At 64.4% G+C, this 16,117-nt stretch carries 14 protein-coding genes and 2 tRNA genes; 7 read left to right on the forward strand and 9 right to left on the reverse strand.

Annotated elements, in window-relative coordinates; translation table 11 throughout:
- The first annotated feature begins 186 nt into the window (after window positions 1–186).
- Window positions 187–876, forward strand: a complete 690-nt coding sequence (locus ACE3UG_RS06250) for a type 1 glutamine amidotransferase domain-containing protein (RefSeq protein ID WP_374621132.1) — start codon at window positions 187–189, stop codon at window positions 874–876.
- 141 nt (window positions 877–1,017) lie between these two features.
- On the opposite strand, the gene ACE3UG_RS06255 is transcribed toward ACE3UG_RS06250, so the two are convergent.
- Window positions 1,018–1,539 (reverse strand): DUF1993 family protein, encoded by a 522-nt coding sequence (locus ACE3UG_RS06255; protein WP_374621135.1) that lies wholly within the window; start codon window positions 1,537–1,539, stop codon window positions 1,018–1,020.
- Window positions 1,540–2,067: 528 nt separating this feature from the next.
- Here ACE3UG_RS06255 and ACE3UG_RS06260 point away from each other — a divergent pair.
- From ACE3UG_RS06260 to ACE3UG_RS06270, 3 genes are all read left to right on the forward strand, one after another.
- On the forward strand, window positions 2,068–2,802 hold the full coding sequence (locus ACE3UG_RS06260) for a YoaK family protein (protein ID WP_374621137.1): 735 nt from the start codon (window positions 2,068–2,070) through the stop codon (window positions 2,800–2,802).
- 150 nt (window positions 2,803–2,952) lie between these two features.
- Window positions 2,953–3,465 carry a hypothetical protein gene (locus ACE3UG_RS06265; protein WP_374621140.1) on the forward strand — a complete coding sequence of 171 codons (513 nt, stop codon included), beginning with the start codon at window positions 2,953–2,955 and terminating at the stop codon, window positions 3,463–3,465.
- A gap of 365 nt (window positions 3,466–3,830) precedes the next feature.
- Window positions 3,831–4,148, forward strand: coding sequence for a hypothetical protein (locus tag ACE3UG_RS06270; protein ID WP_374621143.1), 318 nt, complete (start codon window positions 3,831–3,833; stop codon window positions 4,146–4,148).
- 64 nt (window positions 4,149–4,212) lie between these two features.
- On the opposite strand, the gene ACE3UG_RS06275 is transcribed toward ACE3UG_RS06270, so the two are convergent.
- Window positions 4,213–5,133, reverse strand: coding sequence for a DMT family transporter (locus tag ACE3UG_RS06275; RefSeq protein WP_374621146.1), 921 nt, complete (start codon window positions 5,131–5,133; stop codon window positions 4,213–4,215).
- Between the two features lie 167 nt (window positions 5,134–5,300).
- On the opposite strand from ACE3UG_RS06275, the gene ACE3UG_RS06280 reads away from it, so the two are divergent.
- Together ACE3UG_RS06280 and ACE3UG_RS06285 are read left to right on the forward strand one after the other, a co-directional pair.
- Entirely contained in the window at window positions 5,301–6,023 is a 723-nt protein-coding gene (locus ACE3UG_RS06280; RefSeq protein WP_374621534.1) for a helix-turn-helix transcriptional regulator, read from the forward strand.
- A 39-nt stretch (window positions 6,024–6,062) separates the two neighbouring features.
- Window positions 6,063–6,359, forward strand: coding sequence for a YciI-like protein (locus ACE3UG_RS06285; protein ID WP_374621149.1), 297 nt, complete (start codon window positions 6,063–6,065; stop codon window positions 6,357–6,359).
- A 433-nt stretch (window positions 6,360–6,792) separates the two neighbouring features.
- Here ACE3UG_RS06285 and ACE3UG_RS06290 read toward each other — a convergent pair.
- The 6 genes from ACE3UG_RS06290 to ACE3UG_RS06315 form a co-directional block, all read right to left on the reverse strand.
- Window positions 6,793–6,868: transfer RNA gene (locus ACE3UG_RS06290), tRNA-Glu, on the reverse strand.
- A gap of 16 nt (window positions 6,869–6,884) precedes the next feature.
- Window positions 6,885–6,960, reverse strand: a tRNA-Ala gene (locus ACE3UG_RS06295).
- A gap of 132 nt (window positions 6,961–7,092) precedes the next feature.
- Window positions 7,093–8,178, reverse strand: coding sequence for a DSD1 family PLP-dependent enzyme (locus ACE3UG_RS06300; protein WP_374621537.1), 1,086 nt, complete (start codon window positions 8,176–8,178; stop codon window positions 7,093–7,095).
- A 139-nt stretch (window positions 8,179–8,317) separates the two neighbouring features.
- A complete protein-coding gene (locus tag ACE3UG_RS06305) occupies window positions 8,318–11,380 on the reverse strand; it encodes an FAD-binding and (Fe-S)-binding domain-containing protein (protein ID WP_374621151.1) in 3,063 nt (1,020 codons plus the stop codon).
- Window positions 11,381–11,541: 161 nt separating this feature from the next.
- Window positions 11,542–12,819: an MFS transporter gene (locus ACE3UG_RS06310; RefSeq protein ID WP_374621154.1), complete on the reverse strand. Its 1,278-nt coding sequence runs from the start codon at window positions 12,817–12,819 to the stop codon at window positions 11,542–11,544.
- Window positions 12,820–13,013: 194 nt separating this feature from the next.
- On the reverse strand, window positions 13,014–14,234 hold the full coding sequence (locus tag ACE3UG_RS06315) for an alanine--glyoxylate aminotransferase family protein (protein ID WP_374621157.1): 1,221 nt from the start codon (window positions 14,232–14,234) through the stop codon (window positions 13,014–13,016).
- Between the two features lie 175 nt (window positions 14,235–14,409).
- On the opposite strand from ACE3UG_RS06315, the gene ACE3UG_RS06320 reads away from it, so the two are divergent.
- On the forward strand, window positions 14,410–15,126 hold the full coding sequence (locus ACE3UG_RS06320; protein WP_374621160.1) for a GntR family transcriptional regulator: 717 nt from the start codon (window positions 14,410–14,412) through the stop codon (window positions 15,124–15,126).
- A 238-nt stretch (window positions 15,127–15,364) separates the two neighbouring features.
- On the opposite strand, the gene ACE3UG_RS06325 is transcribed toward ACE3UG_RS06320, so the two are convergent.
- The gene (locus tag ACE3UG_RS06325; RefSeq protein ID WP_374621163.1) at window positions 15,365–16,006 is read right to left on the reverse strand and encodes a flavodoxin family protein; all 642 of its coding nucleotides are present in this window, start codon (window positions 16,004–16,006) and stop codon (window positions 15,365–15,367) included.
- Window positions 16,007–16,117: the final 111 nt, after the last annotated feature.

The following is a 16,117-nucleotide window of genomic DNA, read 5'->3' on the forward strand; positions in this document are numbered from 1 at the left end:
TGAGCATAGCGGACGCGCGCAGCGTCGCAAATCGAATTCGATTGCGACTTTGTGTGAATTTCGCTCACAAGCCACGCGTTGCATGCGCCGTCGGTGGGAACCGTGCACGCGGCAGTCTGTCGGCTGCGAGCGCACCGCATGACAGGTAGAATGACCCGAATGGCCGACTCGACAGGGAGATTTCTCATGGACATCCTGATGGTGCTGACCTCGCATGACCGCCTCGGCGACACGGGCAAGGCCACCGGCTTCTGGCTCGAAGAATTCGCCTCACCGTATTATGTGTTCATCGACGAGGGACTTAATGTCACGCTGGCGTCCCCCGCCGGCGGTCAACCGCCGCTCGACCCGAAGAGCGACGCGCCCGATGCGCAAACCGACGCCACGCGCCGCTTCCGCGAGGACCCGGACGCTCAGAAGGCGCTCGCGAATACCCTGCGACTGGCCGACGTCAATCCGGCCGACTACGATGCAGTCTTTTACCCCGGCGGCCATGGCCCGCTGTGGGATCTGGCGCAGGACCCGAACTCGATCCGTCTGATCGAGACCTTCGAACGTGCGGGCAAGCCCATCGGCTTCGTCTGTCATGCGCCGGGGGTTCTGCGTCAGGTGCGCAACGCGAACGGCGAGCCGCTCGTGCGTGGACGCCACGTGACGGGCTTCACCAACGACGAGGAGGCGGCCGTCGGACTGACCGATGTGGTGCCGTTCCTGGTCGAAGACGAACTCAAGCGTCTGGGCGGTCTGTTTGACAAGGGCGGGAACTGGCAGTCGCACGTCGTCGGCGACGGCCGGCTTGTCACGGGCCAGAACCCGGCCTCGTCGGAAGAGGCGGCGCGCACGGTGCTTGCCATGATGGAGCCGCGTCTGCCGTAACGACTCGCGTGGCGTCGGGCGGCGTGTTTGGCCAACCGACGCCCTCGCGTGCGAGGTGTTACGGTTCGCGGGACTGCCAGCGCAGTCTCGAAGCGCTCGCGCACGAGCGGCGGCCGAGTGCCGACATCCGGTTCGCGCCGGTCAGATCTTCTCCATCTCGTACGGGCCGAGATAGTCCCGCTTGCCGATGTCCACGCCTTGCGCGCGCAGAATGTCGTGCGTGGTCGTCACGTGGAAATAGAAGTTCGGCAGCGCGAACTTGAGCAGGTAGTCGACCGCGCCCATCGTGGTCTGATACTCCTTGAATTTCAAGGTGATGTTCCGCGACTCGGCCCCCTCGAAACGATCTTCGAGCATTCCGGCGATGAACGCCTCGGTATTGGCGATGCGATCGAGCAGTTGGTCGAACGTCGTCTCGTTGTCGTCGAACGCGGGCGACTCCACGCCCGTGAGCCGTGCGACGGCGAACTTCGCCGTATCGCTCACTCGCTGCACCTGCGCCACGAAGTCGAGCATATCGGGGGCGAGCCGCGCGCTCAGAATCGTCGCCGGATCGAGCGACTTCGCATCGCAATGCGCGCGAGCCTTCTTCATGTAGTCTGCCATGACGGTCAGACCGCGCAGATAGACGGGGATGGTGGCGCGATAGAGAGAAATCGACATCGGGGAGCTCCGCAGAAAGTGGCGTGGAAGGTGACGCGCTCAAAAGGTGCGACACCCCATGCTATCAGCGCAGACAGTTTCTCGCCGTGCACGGTGCGATCCGCGAAGACGCGCTGAAGGTGCCCGTCGGCACGAACGCACGAAGCACTTGCCGCCGGCCGCACGCACCGGACAATCGAACGCCCCAAGCGCTGCACCGCAGCGCACCCCATGCGCCACGCTCGCCCTGCGCACTTCATGCGCTTCATGCGCTTCATGCACCACGCGCCCGCATGCGTCAGTGCTCCAATGCCCCAGTGCCGATACGCGCATCACACGCATCACACCCATCACACGCATCACACGCATCACACGCATCGCACGCATCACACGTTTTGCACGCATCGAACGGATCGAGCCCTTCGCGCACACGCGTCTCGACTCGACGCATCGTAGGCAGGTGATATGCTTCGACATCACCCGGAGCCGCGCCACGCGCGCCATAACGGTGGCGCCAAACCCGCAACGCAAGTCGTCAGAGGAGCCTGCATGGGTCCCCCCCGCCAATTTCCCACCGCGACCGAGGCCTTCACTTTTGCACGCGCCTGTGTGAGCCACTTCTCCAAACCGACGGCCATCGGCATGACGCTTGCCTTCGTGGCGGGCTATATCGACGTCGTGGGATTCATCGCATTATTCGGACTGTTTACTGCCCATGTGACGGGCAACTTCGTGATGATTGGCGTGCAATTGGTCGCCAGTACCCACGTCGGCGTGCTGGCCAAACTGCTGGCGCTGCCCGTTTTCGTCATTTTCGTCGCTTTGGTGAAATGGGTGGTGCAGGTTTTCTCACGTACCGGGCGCCGGCCGCTGCGCCTGCTGCTTGCCGCGCAGACGGTGTTGCTGCTCGGGTTCATGTTGGTGGGAATAGCGGCGCAACCCATCGTCTCGGCAGATGCCCCGCTGGCGATTCTCTCGGGCATGTTCGGCGTGGCCGCCCTCGCCATTCAGAATGCGCTGGGGCGCCTCGTGCTCTCCGACCTCGCCCCCACCACGATCATGACCGGCAATACCACGCAGATCGTGATCGACATGGTCGAGCTGGCGAGCGGCAATTGCGGTGACGCCACGGCCGCACGAACGCGCCTTCGCAAAATGATTCCCGCCTTGGCCGCGTTTGCTGTCGGGGCCATTCTGGGCGGCTTCGCCTATCACGGCGCGGGCTTCTGGTGCGTGCTGCTACCGGTGGCGATGCTCGTCGCGCTGGCGTCGGCAAACGAGTGAGACGCGCAACGCGCATCGCATGTCTGGCAACGCACAACGGCGAACGCGTCCAGGCTTTGGCAGGACGCGGTAAAATTGCGTCCTTCGCAAGCGCGTTTCGATGGGCCTCGCGCCCGTGCCTCTCATTCCCCCACGCCCCGATCTCCGACAGTGACCGCACCCTCCACCGACCGACATCCGACTGACCATACCTCCAATAGCGGCGATACCGTGCACGAAGACCGCCTGTGGCGCGACGACGGTTGGACCGCCAAGGTCGCGAAGAACGAGGATGACGACGGCTGGGCCGTCGCCATGTACAAGGACGGCGAATCGGAACCCGCACTCGTCGGCCCATGGACGATGGGGCGCGATAAGAAGAATCCGAAACCGCTCGACGTCGGCGCGTTCCACACCCTAGTGAAAACGGCCGCCGAAGTGCTGCGTCGTCACGAGCAGCACTTGCACGCCCAGTTGCACAAGCGGGTGAGCGTCGACGGCCCCGACGGCGACATCGACGTCACGCTCGACATCGTGCCCGACGACTACGATCCGTACGCCATGCTCAGCGCCGTCGACCGCTTTGGCGAAACGCTCGCGTCGGTCAAGGTACCGCCCACGTTCAAGCTCTCGCGCAACAGCGCCCGCGCATGGGTCGAGAACGAATTCCGACGCCCCCAGTAAGCGCCCGCTCACACCGCTCACACCGTTCACTGCGCGCTGCCCGATTCCTCGGGCGCGTTTTCCTGCGCTTCGCCAACACTTCGCCAACACTTCGCCGACACTTGGCCGGCACTTCGCCGACACTTCGTCAACACTTGGCCGGCACCTCCCGGGCACCGCCACGGTCTGCCGACTGCCATCCCGTTACACCGGATACCGGGATAACGTGCCGTCTGGCTGCGCTTCCTGAGGGCGCGTACGATGGGTCTCGGTCGATGCTATCGACCCCATCGACCCCATCGACCCGCCGCCCCCATCGCTCGACGCGCGAGCGGGCGCTCACATTGCCCGGTGTCGGTGCGTTCCCCCCAACGTCAGGAGACCCCATGAAACGCTTTCACATCGCGCTCGCCGTGCGCGATCTCGACGAATCCATTCAGGACTATTCGGTGCGTCTCGGCCAGCCGCCCGCGGCGGTCGTACCCGGTGCGTATGCCATGTGGCGCACCGATCTGCTGAACTTCTCGATCAACCAATCGCCGACGTGCGCTGGCGCGCTGCGGCACATCGGTTTCGAAGACGATGAAGCCCCCGGGTACGCGAGCAGCACCGACTGCAACGGCCTGCTGTGGGAAGCGTTCTCCGCGCAAGAGCAGGACCGTCGCATAGTGAGTACTTACGGGGTCGCCGTTCGTGGTGCATAACGTGTCACCCCCGGCCCTGCCGCTGCCGCTGCTGCTACCGCATCAGCAGCGTGCGGCCACGGGCTCACGCGGGGACTTCGTCCGATTCGTCAGCGACCGGGCCGAAGCCCGGTAACGGACGCTGCCACCACTGCGCGACAATCACGCCGACAAGGGCCACACCACCGCCGATCAGGTGGAAGGTGTGCAAGCGCTCACCCAGCAACACCACCGCAATCGCCGCCGTCATAACGGGCAGCACGTTGATGAACATGCTGCACCGGTTCGGCCCCAGGTGGCGAATGCCTTGAATCCAGAGGATAGGCAACAGGATCGACGCGCCCAGGCCCGCATACAGTACCAGCGGGACCGTGACGGCGTTGAGCCGTGCTTGACCGGCGGGCACGAGTGCGAGCATCGGAATCATCGTCACGAGTGCCGCCCAGGCCTGCACGTAAGTCGACTGCGCGGGTGGCACGGCCACGTGCCAGCGCCGCAACAACACGCTGTACAGCCCGTAGGATGCCGACGCGATCAGCATGAGTACATCGCCCGGATGAACACCGCCGTCGAGTAGTTGCGACGGATGCCCCTGCCCGATCAGATAGACCAGCCCCGCCAGTGACAGCAGACCACCGACGAGCATGCCGAGCGTTGGCGGCTCGCGCAGCAGCACGACGCTCCACAGCAACGTGAGCAGGGGCGCGAGTGCCGTCACGATGGCCATGTTCGTCGCCGTCGTGCTGTGCGCCGCCAGATACGACAGGCTCTGATAGAACGACATGCTCAGAAAGCCGAGGAAGCCGAGTTTGGCGAGCTGCGGGCGAACGCGCGCCCAGTTGCGCGCCAGCGGGCCCATGACGAACGGCGTCATGACGGCTAGCGCCAGCACCAGCCGGTAAAACGTGATGGCCGACGGCGCGATGCTCGTGGCCGAGAGCTTCGAGACGATGACATTGCCGGCCCACAACAGCATGGCGCCGAGCGGATACAGGAAGTACCCCATGATGATTTTCCGCAAGTGTGAAGAGGAAGCGTCATCGTCCGGGATATCGCGCCGGGGTGTCTCACGCTAAAATTCCAAAACCTGTCTCGAAAAGGACACCGGTGAACACCGCGCGCCAATCCCAGGATACGCATCTGAGCGACCATCTGCGCTTTGAAAACACGCCCATGCCGATGGCGGCGATGGCGGTCGACTATGCGCACAACGCGTTCATTGCGTCGCATTCCCACCGGCGGGCGCAACTGCTCTACGCCATCGAAGGCGTGATGATCATTGCGTCGGCATCTGGGCGATGGGTGGTGCCAAGCACACGTGGTGTGTGGCTCGCCGCCGGGCTGGAGCACACCGTGCGGATGAGCGGCAACGTCAAGATGCGTACGGTGTTCGTCGAGCCCGGCACCGAGCCATTACCCGACACGAGCTGTGTGGTGGAGATCACGCCGCTCATGCGCGAGCTGATTCTCGCGGCGATCGGCGTGCCGCTCGATTACGCGCCGGACTCACGCGACGCGCGCCTCATGCGTCTGCTGCTGGACGAACTGATCGCCTCGCCGGTGCTTCCGCTATATCTGCCGTGGCCACGCGACACGCGTCTGGCGCACGTATGCGATGGTTTGATGCACGCGCCATGCGACGACACGACCATCGGCGATTGGGCGCACCGCGCTGGCCTATCGGCCAAAACGTTCCAACGGCGCTTTTCGCGGGAGACGGGCATGACGTTCGGTCGCTGGCGGCAGCAGGCGCGTCTTCTGCAAGCCTTGGAAGCGCTCGCGCGCGGCGAGAAGATCGTGAACGTGGCGCTCGACCACGGCTACGCGAGCCAGAGCGCGTTTGCCGCCATGTTCAAGCGGCATTTCGGCGTGCCACCATCGACGTTTTACCGATAATGCCGCCAAAACGGCGGCGAACACGAAGGAGACGACTCCATGCATTACCTGCTTACGTACGACCTCGTCGATGACTATCTCGAACGGCGCGGACAATACCGCGATGCCCATCTCGCGCTGGCATGGCAGGCCGCTGAGCGCGGTGAACTGTTGCTTGCGGGTGCGCTGGAGTCGCCCGTCGACACGGCGGCATTGCTCTTCGACGGCGACTCGCCTGCGGCAGCGGAAGCGTTCGCGAAGGCCGATCCGTACGTGGTGAATGGCTTGGTGAAGGCATGGCGCGTGCGGCCATGGAAAACCGTGGTGGGGCCGATGGCCAGTTCGCCGGTGCGCTGAGTACAACGAAGTTCAGGTGTGGGGACGGTTGCCGTTGCAGGTGCCGTTGCAGGTGCCATTGCAGGTGCCATTGCAGGTGCCGCTGCAAGTGCCGCTGCAAGTGCCGTCGCAGATGCCGTTGCAGATGCCGTTGCAGGTGCCGCTGCAGATGCCCGCAGCAAGTACCGTTGCAGATACCGATGTCGTTGCAGATGTGACCGTGTGCGAGGGCTGCGGGTGCGGGTGCGGGTGCGGGTGCGGCTTTGGCTGCGGACGCAGAGGCGAGCTTGACTGCGGATGCGGATGCGGCTTTGGCTGCGAACGCCGGTCATGTCGTGGCAACCATCCCGTCGCGGAAAAACAAAACGCGCTTGGCGATGAAGCCAAGCGCGTTTGTCGACAACCGATTGAACGTCGTGCTTTCGGAATTTTCCGAGAATCACGCCGATAAATCTGGCGTCCCCTAGGGGATTCGAACCCCTGTACTCACCGTGAAAGGGTGATGTCCTAGGCCTCTAGACGAAGGGGACCTAAAGTCTTCCGTTTTGGTGGAGGTAAGCGGGATCGAACCGCTGACCTCTTGCATGCCATGCAAGCGCTCTCCCAGCTGAGCTATACCCCCGTACGGCGAAGAAGTGAGACTATAGCGCGGTTTTTTAGAGTTGGGAAGCCCCTCTCCCCAAAATATTTTGGAAAACAGGGCATGCGGCGCGCACCCTCGCCTCGCTGTCGTGGGCCTTGTGTGTGTCCGCCGTCATTGACTCAGCCCGCGCGCCTCGATGGCCCATAGCCCCTCTACGCGAGCGTGCCGCACCGCGACATATCGGTCGTAGAGATTGACCGTCGGATCGCAATGACCCGGCACAAGCAGCATCGGTTCGCCGAGCCAGGGCTTGCTGTCCTCGCCGGGCGATGTGAGTTCGAGTACGCCATGTTCGTCCGACGCGATGGCGTAATGCGGCTTACCCGGTTGCTGCGACGACCAGAAGTGCGGCAGCCCGGAATCGGTCGACACGCTCTTGAGCCCCGCGTCGCAGACAATGACACCCGCGCGGGCCGTGCTCATGACCGTCGACAACAGGAACAGGCCGTGGCGGAAGCGCCAATCGTCGCGCCATTCCAGCGAGGCGTAATGACCGTCGAGGAATACATACGAGCCAGGCTGGATCTCGGTATAAACGCCGCTCTCGATGTCGAACTCTGCCGTACCGGTACCGCCGCCCGTCACCACTGGACACGTAATGCCGCGTGCCTCCAGAAATCGCACGTAGGCCGATGCCCGGTCAGCGGCGAGCCGCGCCGCGTCTCGCCGCTGGTCCCAGCGATCGACGTGCTGCGCGCTGCCGTGATACGCCTGCAGCCCGCCGAAGCGCAACCCTTCGTAATGATCGATCGCGTCGATCAGTTTGCCCACGGCATGCGTCGAATCGACGCCGCATCGCCCCTGCCCCACGTCGACCTCGGGCAGCACCGCGATACGCACACCCGCGCGCTGCGCAGCCTTACCGAGCGGCGCCACCTGACGCACATCGTCCACGCAGACCGACAGTGCAACGCGCGAGGCCATCGCGACGGCCAGCGCGACACGCGCCTCGCCAACGAATTCGTTGCTGATGTGGATACTGCCGATGCCCGCATTGACGAATGGAATCGCCTCCGTCACCTTCTGGCAGCAAATGCCCACCGCGCCTGCCGCCATCTGCGCCCGGGCGATCGTGACGGACTTGTGCGCCTTGGCGTGCGGGCGCACCGCCACCCCGCGCGCCGCCGCCGCGCTCGCCATACGAGCGACGTTCGCGTCGAACGCGTCGAGATCGAGCAGCAACGAAGGCGTCGCCACCTGGGCGAGCGAATCGCCCACCCGGGCGACCGGAGGCACCGCAATGGGCCCGGAAGCCACGTTCGCAGACGTCGAAACCGTTTTGACCGAATCTGACATCACAATCCTCTGAAGGGCGCTTTCGGAATAAAGACAGCGATCATGAGGGCAGCGCGCGGGCCAGCACACACGCCACATGCTCCGCCGCCGCCTTCGCCCCATCATGAATCTGATGCCGGCAACTGGTGCCGTCGGCAACGACGATGGCGTTCGCGCCGCGCTGCCTGACCGCTGGCAGCAGCGCCAGTTCGGACATCGCACGCGAGGTGTCGTAGTGCTCAGCCTCATAACCGAAACTGCCCGCCATGCCGCAGCATGACGACTCGATCGATGATACCTTCAGCCCCGGCACCCAACCAAGTACGGCTGTGACGGATGAAAACGCGTCGAGCGCCTTCTGATGACAATGACCGTGCACCAGCGCTTCGTCGACCCCACCGGGCAACGCCCGCCATGTCACCTCGAAACGCCCCGCTGCCTGCTCACGAACCAGAAATTCCTCAAACAGGAACGCGTTCTCAGCCAACTTGCGGGCCGCATCGCCGAAGCCGTACCCAAGCACCTCGTCCCGCAGCGACAACAGGCACGATGGCTCCAGACCCACCACCGGCACGCCATGCTCGACGAACGGCAGCACGGCGTCGAGCAAGCGGCGCGCCTCCGCCTTCGCCTCTTGCACCAGCCCAGCCGCGAGGAAGGTACGTCCGCAGCACAATGGCCGCTCGCCCGCCGGCCGATTCACATGAACGGTGTAGCCGGCGGCTTCGAGCACGCGCTTCGCGGCGCGCGCGTTCTCCGGCTCCATGTAGTTGTTGAAGGTGTCGACGAAAAGCAGCACCTGGCGCGTCGCGGTCGACTCTGGCACAGGGGCGGCCGCGAGCGGTCGCTGCCCCTCCAGGAACGACGCCTTGAGCGCCGGCAGCGAGCGCTCCGGCGCCAGGCCGAGCCAGCGCTTCGCAGCGTTGCTGCCGGGCAGGCGCTGGGCCGCATCGAGCAGACCGCCGACGCGGCTGGCCCAGGGCGCATAGCGCGGCAGATAGGCGATCAGCCTGTCCCGCAGCGACACGCCATGGCGTTTGGCGCGCGCATGGCGCGCCTCGATCTTGAAGCGCGCCATGTCGATGCCCGTCGGGCACTCGCGTTTGCAACCCTTGCACGACACGCACAAGTCGAGCGCGGCCTTGACGTCGTCGCTCGCGAGTCCGTCGTCGCCCAACTGTCCGGAGACGGCCAGCCGCAAGGTGTTCGCCCGGCCGCGCGTCAGGTGCTGCTCGTCGCGGGTCACGCGATAGCTCGGACACATCGTGCCTGCATCGAACTTGCGGCAGTGCCCGTTGTTGTTGCACATTTCGACGGCCGACGCGAGGCCGTGCGTGGCATCGCCCCCGGTGTCGGGCGCCGTCTGCTCGCCGCTCAGCGCGTTGCGATGCACGTTCCACGCCGTCCAGTCGAGCGCGGGCGCGAGCGGCTCGGCCGCATAGCCGGGCGCGAAGCGAAACAACGCACGCGTGTCCATCTTCGGCGCCCGCACCATCTTGTCCGGATTGAAGCGGTTTTCCGGATCGAATAGTTGCTTGATCTCACCGAACGCCGCATTGATGCGCGGACCATATTGCCAGGCCACCCACTCGCCTCGGCACAGCCCGTCGCCATGCTCGCCCGAGTACGCGCCCTTGTATTCGCGCACAAGCGCCGCCGCTTCTTCGGCGATGGCCCGCATCTTCACCGCGCCGTCGCGGCGCATGTCCAGTATCGGCCGCACGTGCAGCGTGCCCACGCTCGCATGCGCATACCACGTACCCTCCGTCCCATGCCGATGAAACACCTCGGTCAGGCGCCGTGTGTACTCCGCGAGGTGCGCCAGCGGCACTGCGCAATCTTCGATGAACGACACCGGCTTGCCGTCGCCCTTCATGCTCATCATGATGTTCAGGCCCGCTTTGCGCACTTCCCAGAGCGCCTTCTGCGGCCCGGCGTCGGGCATCTTCACCACGCATTCCGGCAAGCCGAGATCCCCCATGAGCGCGGCGAGATCGTCGAGTTTTGCGCGCAACGCGCCAGCGTCGTCGCCGCTGAACTCCACGAGCAGAATCGCCTGCGGATTGCCGACAAGCGCCTGCTCGATCACGGGACGAAACGCGGGGTTGTGCATCGCGAGATCGATCATCGTGCGGTCGACCAGCTCCACCGCCACCGGCCCCAGCCTGACGATGTGCTGGGTGAGATCCATCGCCTGATAGAACGTGGGGAAGTTCACCACGCCGAGCGTCTTGTGCACCGGCAGCGGCGTGAGCTTGAGCGTGATCTGACGACTGTACGCGAGCGTGCCTTCGGAGCCGACCAGCAGATGCGACAGGTTGGCGACGCCGTCGTCCGTGTAGGCGCGCGGGTTGAGGCAGTCGAACAGATCGAGGTTGTAGCCCGCCACACGCCGCAGTACGCGCGGCACACGCTCACGCAATTCCTCGCGCTCACGCACGGCAATCTCGTGAACGCCCGCGAGAATCGCCTGCGTGCGGGCGTCGGCGGGAGGCGTACGCAGCGAGCCGAAGTGCAGTTGCGCGCCATCGGCCAGCACCGCATCGATCGCGAGCACGTTGTGCACCATGTTGCCGTACTCGATGGAGCGCGAGCCGCACGAGTTGTTGCCCGTCATGCCACCGATGGTGCATTGGGCCGCAGTCGACACGTCCACCGCAAACCACAGACCATGCGGCTTGAGCCACGCGTTCAGATGATCGAGCACAATGCCCGGCTCGACGGTGACCGTGCGCGCCTCGGCGTCGAACGCCACCACGCGGTTGAGCCATTTGCTGTTGTCGATGACGAGCGCCTCGCCGATGGTCTGGCCGCACTGGCTCGTGCCCGCGCCGCGCGCGAGCACCGGCACCCGCTGGTCGCGCGCGATGTCCAGGGCGCAGACCAGATCGTCCTGATCGCGCGGCACGACCACGCCGATAGGGAAAATTTGATAGATCGACGCGTCTGTCGCATAGCGGCCGCGACTCGCGCGGTCGAAGTAAATGTCGCCGCGCAACTCGCGGCGCAGACGGTCCTGCAACGGCGTGAGCGCAACCCCGCCGCGTTGCATCGGCATCAGATGGACGGGCTGGCGGATGAGATTCGCGGGCGCATTCGCGCGAGCGTTCGATGGGGAATTCATGACGTCTCTGACATTGGGCTGGCGGCGCCGTGGGCGCGCCGGGGGAGACCGGCCTGCGGCGGGCAGACGCGACGCCTGCCCGGCAGGTGCTTTCTAGAGGATGCCGCCGAGGTCGTCGGCGCCGAAATCGGCACGACTGCCGGACGGACCTCCTGGCTATGTCACGCGGCCTGACGCGCGCTGCTCGCCGCGCCCGCTTCGCCATCGAGTGCGAACTTGCTCTCAGGCTGCATGCGCAGGGCCAGCACTACGCCGAAGGCCATGAGAATCATGCTGCCGACGAACGGCAATTCCCAGTTGCCCGTGCGATCGATGAGATACCCCGAGAGGACTGGCGAGATGATCGCGGCCAGTGCCGAGCCGGTATTCATCATGCCGCTGGCCGTGCCCGAGTGTTCAGGCGCGATATCCATCGGAATCGCCCACATCGGCCCGATCGTCATTTCGGCGAAGAAGAAGCCGAAGGCGAGACATGCCACCGATACATACAACTGGTGCGTGAACAACATCGGCACGAGCGAGAGCAACGTGAGCAACATGCAGCTCGACACCATCCAGCTACGCGCGCGCTTCAGGCTGCCGGTGAGCGCGTATAGCTTGTCGGTGACGACCCCGCCCAGCGTATCGCCGATCACGCCCGCAAAAAACACACTCGAAGCGAACAGCGCCGACTTCTTCAGATTGAGGTCGTAGCTATGCAGGAAGTACTGCGGAATCCAGGACAGGAAGAGCCACAACGTCCAGCCGTAACAGAAATACACGAGGGTGACGGGCATCATGCGCTTGAAGAGCGGCCCCCATGGCACCGGTGCGCGCTTGGCTTTCGCCGCCGGCAGCACGGCCAGCTCGTCGGCCGTGATGCGCGGGTGCGCCTGCGGGCGCTCGGTGAACGTGAGTCCCCACAGGACCACCCAGACCAGGCTCACGATCCCGCACAAATAGAACGATTCGCGCCAGCCGTGCGTGGTCATGATGAAGACCACGACGGCCGGTGCCACGGCGTTACCGATGCGCGACGCCGCGTGCGTGATGCCCTGCGCGAAGCCGCGCTTTTCCTTGGAGACCCAGCGCGACATGGCCGACGTTGCCGCCGGGAACGTGGCGCCTTCACCGAGACCGAGCAGCAAACGGGCAAGCAGCAGCGTGACGAGACCGCCCGCCATGCCGGTGAGAATCGTCGCCACGGCCCACAATGCACCGCACGCCAGCAGCGTGCGCTTCGCACCGAAGCGGTCGCTCACCCAGCCGCCAATGATTTGAAAGACCAGATAGGGGTAAGCGAATGCGGAGAAGACGAGACCGATTTCCGTCTTGTTGAGACCGAATTCCTTGCCGAAACCTGCGGCCGCCGTACTGACGTTGACCCGATCGAGATAGGTGATGAAGTACATGGCGCATAGCATCACCAATACGACCCTTGTCGCTTTGAATAGCTTCATTGCATGTCTCCTGAAACATCCTGTGAAGCGCGCCCGCAACTTGCAGACAGCGCAAACGGTGTTGCTGGGGGGCACGGGCCCTTCTGGGGTGTGGCCCTGTGCCGTGTGAATGACACGTCAAGCGATGACTGCGTGGCCGTCGTCATGCGGCGGCGGCCCTGATGCCCACGCGCACTGGCGATGAAGGCACCTCGTCAGGCGGCGACCTTGAGCGACGGCGTGTCCTGCGCCTGCGCCAGAGCGTCCATCGCGGCAACCACCCCGGAACCGGCAAGTTTCACGCCGGAGATCTGTAATCCCATTTCGCAACCCGCGAGCGTTGCCATCAGGGTGAGGTCGTTGCAGTCGCCCAGATGGCCGATGCGGAACATCGTGCCGCGGATCTTTCCAAGCGCCTGACCCAGCGACATATCGAAGCGTTCGTAGATGCGCCTGCGCACCTCGTCGGCGTCGACGCCTTGCGGCATGACCACGCCGGTGAGCACCGGGCTGTACACCGCCGGGTCCTGGCACTGGATCTCCAGCCCCCACGCGCGCACCGCACGACGCGTTGCTTCGGCCAGACGCTGGTGGCGTGCAAACACGTTGTCCAGCCCCTCCTCGAAAATCATGTCGAGCGCTTCGGACAGGCCATAGAGCAAGTTGGTGTTCGGCGTGTAAGGCCAGTAGCCGGTCTTGTTCGCTTCGATAATTTCCTGCCAGCCCCAGAAGGCGCGCGGCAACCTGGCGTGACGTCCGGCATCGAGCGCCTTGGCCGACACGGCGTTGAAGCTGATTCCCGGTGGCAGCATCAATCCTTTCTGCGACCCCGAGACCGTGACGTCCACGCCCCACTCGTCGTGACGGTAATCGGCCGAGCCGAGGCCCGAGATCGTGTCGACGAGCAGCAGGGCGGGATGGCCTGCGGCGTCGATGGCGCGGCGCACGGCGGCGATATCCGACGTCACTCCGGTGGAAGTTTCGTTGTGCACCACGCACACGGCCTTGATGTCATGTGCGGTGTCGGCGCGCAGACGCGTTTCGATCATGTCCGGCTGCACGCCGCGACGCCAACCGTCGGTGCCGGGCAGGCCGACGAACTCAGGCGTCAGCCCAAGGTTCTCGGCCATCTTTTTCCAGAGCGTGGAGAAGTGCCCTGTCTCGAACATGAGCACGGAATCGCCCGGCGAGAGCGTGTTCGAGAGCGCCGCCTCCCACGCACCAGTGCCCGATGCCGGATAGATCACCACGGGCTGTTCGGTCTTGAAGATCTTTTTGATGTCGGCGAGTACCTTGCGCCCGAGCGCACCAAACTCCGGGCCACGGTGATCGATCGTCGGGTAGCTCATCGCGCGCAGAATCCGGTCGGGCACCGGACTGGGGCCGGGAATCTGCAGGAAATGGCGGCCCGAGGGATGGAAATCGAGCTTCAGCATGAACGTCTGTCTCCTCTTGAAAATTCGTTTTGCATTTTGCATGCAAAATACTTTATCAGAGCGGAAGACTTTCGCAAGCGGTAAGAAGCGCTTTCAATACAGTCGTTTACCCTGAACGCGCGGGTGCCTCGCGCGGTACGTTACAATCTCATTCATTGAGGCTTGCCGATTTTGAATGCAAAAAATGGAAAACACGTCGACGATTGCCGCCCCAGAGATTCCGCGTGTGGAGCGCCTGCGTCTGCACGACACGGTCGTCGAGCACCTGCGCAAGCTCGTCATCGAGGGTGTGCTCTCGCCCGGTGTAAAGCTCAACGAACGCGAGTTGTGCGAGACCCTCGGCATCTCGCGAACGCCGTTGCGTGAAGCTTTCAAAGTGCTGGCGGCAGAGGGGCTCATCGAGATCGCGCCGAATCGCGGTGCGAGCGTCGCGCGCATGACGGAGAAGGAAATCCGGGAGATGTTCGAGTTGATGAGCGCGCTCGAAGCGTTTTCCGGCGAGTTGGCCGCCGAGCGGATGACACCCGTCGAACTGGCCGAGATCAAGGCACTGCATTACGCGATGCTCGCTTGCCGCGCGCAGCAGGATCTGCCGGGCTATTACGCCCGCAATCAGGCCATTCACGACCGCATCAATGAAGCAGCGCGTAACGGCGCGTTGCGCCAGACCTATGTCTCGATCAATCGCCGTCTCATGGCGCTGCGCTTTCGCTCGAATTTCCACGCGGACAAATGGGACCGCGCCATTGCCGAGCACGAGCAGATGATCGATGCGCTGGAAAAGCGCGACGGCAAGCGCCTTGGCGAGATCCTGCGCAAGCACCTGCTGGCCAAGCGCGATGCCGTGCTGCAGATCCACGCTGAACCCGCGCACGACGCACCGGGCAACTGAGCCGGCCCCGCCCATGCAAAAAGGCGTGGGCGCCATTTGAACGGGTCCCGGCCGTGGAATCGATGTCCAGGTTCGGGGGCATTCAAATGGCGCCCACGCCTTTGTCTCAGGTTCTGCGCATGAATCTTCGGCGAGCTATCGCGGCCCGGAAGCCATGAAGCCATGCGTGCGTGGATCCGTGGATCCGTGGATCCGTGAAACCGTAAAGCCGTAAAACTGTAAAGCCGTGGATCCGTGATCAAAGCCGGCGCTCGGCCGCCTCGCGCGCACGACGTGCCAGCACCGCGGGCGACTCGAGCACTTCTCCCGCCAGGCTTGCGACCAGCGCGGCCACATGGCGACCATAGTGCTTGCCGGCGATCACGTCCGCCGGGTCGAGTGCATACGCCGCATCGACTTCCGTGCCCGGCGCCGTGACGGCGGAAAAATCGCCGGGACGCCGCCGATTGGACAACGTGCGCGGCGCGAGTTCGGAATCGTCGGCATCGGCCCACACCATTGCGTGCTGCGCGGCAAGCGCCGCGAAATAATCGAGCGTGTCGCGCTTTTGCTCGCCAGCGCGATAGCTGAACGAGAATCCGCCGGCCACCTTGTTGCGCCAGCCTCGCACGCGCCACATGCCGGTCGTCGCGTCGGCAAATGCCTTGAACGGGGCGGCGATCCCCCCTTGGAATGCCGGCGCGCCAAAGATGATGGCATCCGCAGCGGCCAACCGCGCGAGCATGGCGTCGTCGTGCCACTGTCCGTCGATGAATTGGTGCGGCTCGATGCTGAGCAATTGCGCGTGCGCACCGGCGTCGTTCACGCCCTGGGCGACAGAATGGGCAATCATGGCGGTTGCGCCGCCTTGCGAGTAATAGACGATTGCGATATTGGACATGGCGTAGTGCTTCCCGAATGGATGTCCGCCCCATGGCACCGCCGGGATCGCGCTTCCCTACGCTTCCTCTGGCTTGTCTGGACATCGGTCAAGGCCCAATGATGCCAGTGA

The sequence above is a fragment of the Pandoraea sp. genome (assembly GCF_041919235.1).
Lineage (GTDB): Bacteria > Pseudomonadota > Gammaproteobacteria > Burkholderiales > Burkholderiaceae > Pandoraea.

Excerpts from the sequence above, each read along its gene's own strand:
- ACE3UG_RS06280 (WP_374621534.1), top strand. The coding sequence starts at position 5,301 with ATGCCGATGGCGGCGATGGCGGTCGACTATGCGCACAACGCGTTCATT.
- ACE3UG_RS06260 (WP_374621137.1), top strand. The coding sequence starts at position 2,068 with ATGGGTCCCCCCCGCCAATTTCCCACCGCGACCGAGGCCTTCACTTTT.
- ACE3UG_RS06315 (WP_374621157.1), bottom strand. The coding sequence starts at position 14,234 with ATGCTGAAGCTCGATTTCCATCCCTCGGGCCGCCATTTCCTGCAGATT.
- ACE3UG_RS06285 (WP_374621149.1), top strand. The coding sequence starts at position 6,063 with ATGCATTACCTGCTTACGTACGACCTCGTCGATGACTATCTCGAACGG.
- ACE3UG_RS06325 (WP_374621163.1), bottom strand. The coding sequence starts at position 16,006 with ATGTCCAATATCGCAATCGTCTATTACTCGCAAGGCGGCGCAACCGCC.
- ACE3UG_RS06305 (WP_374621151.1), bottom strand. The coding sequence starts at position 11,380 with ATGAATTCCCCATCGAACGCTCGCGCGAATGCGCCCGCGAATCTCATC.
- ACE3UG_RS06275 (WP_374621146.1), bottom strand. The coding sequence starts at position 5,133 with ATGGGGTACTTCCTGTATCCGCTCGGCGCCATGCTGTTGTGGGCCGGC.
- ACE3UG_RS06255 (WP_374621135.1), bottom strand. The coding sequence starts at position 1,539 with ATGTCGATTTCTCTCTATCGCGCCACCATCCCCGTCTATCTGCGCGGT.
- ACE3UG_RS06310 (WP_374621154.1), bottom strand. The coding sequence starts at position 12,819 with ATGAAGCTATTCAAAGCGACAAGGGTCGTATTGGTGATGCTATGCGCC.
- ACE3UG_RS06320 (WP_374621160.1), top strand. The coding sequence starts at position 14,410 with ATGCAAAAAATGGAAAACACGTCGACGATTGCCGCCCCAGAGATTCCG.
- ACE3UG_RS06250 (WP_374621132.1), top strand. The coding sequence starts at position 187 with ATGGACATCCTGATGGTGCTGACCTCGCATGACCGCCTCGGCGACACG.
- ACE3UG_RS06270 (WP_374621143.1), top strand. The coding sequence starts at position 3,831 with ATGAAACGCTTTCACATCGCGCTCGCCGTGCGCGATCTCGACGAATCC.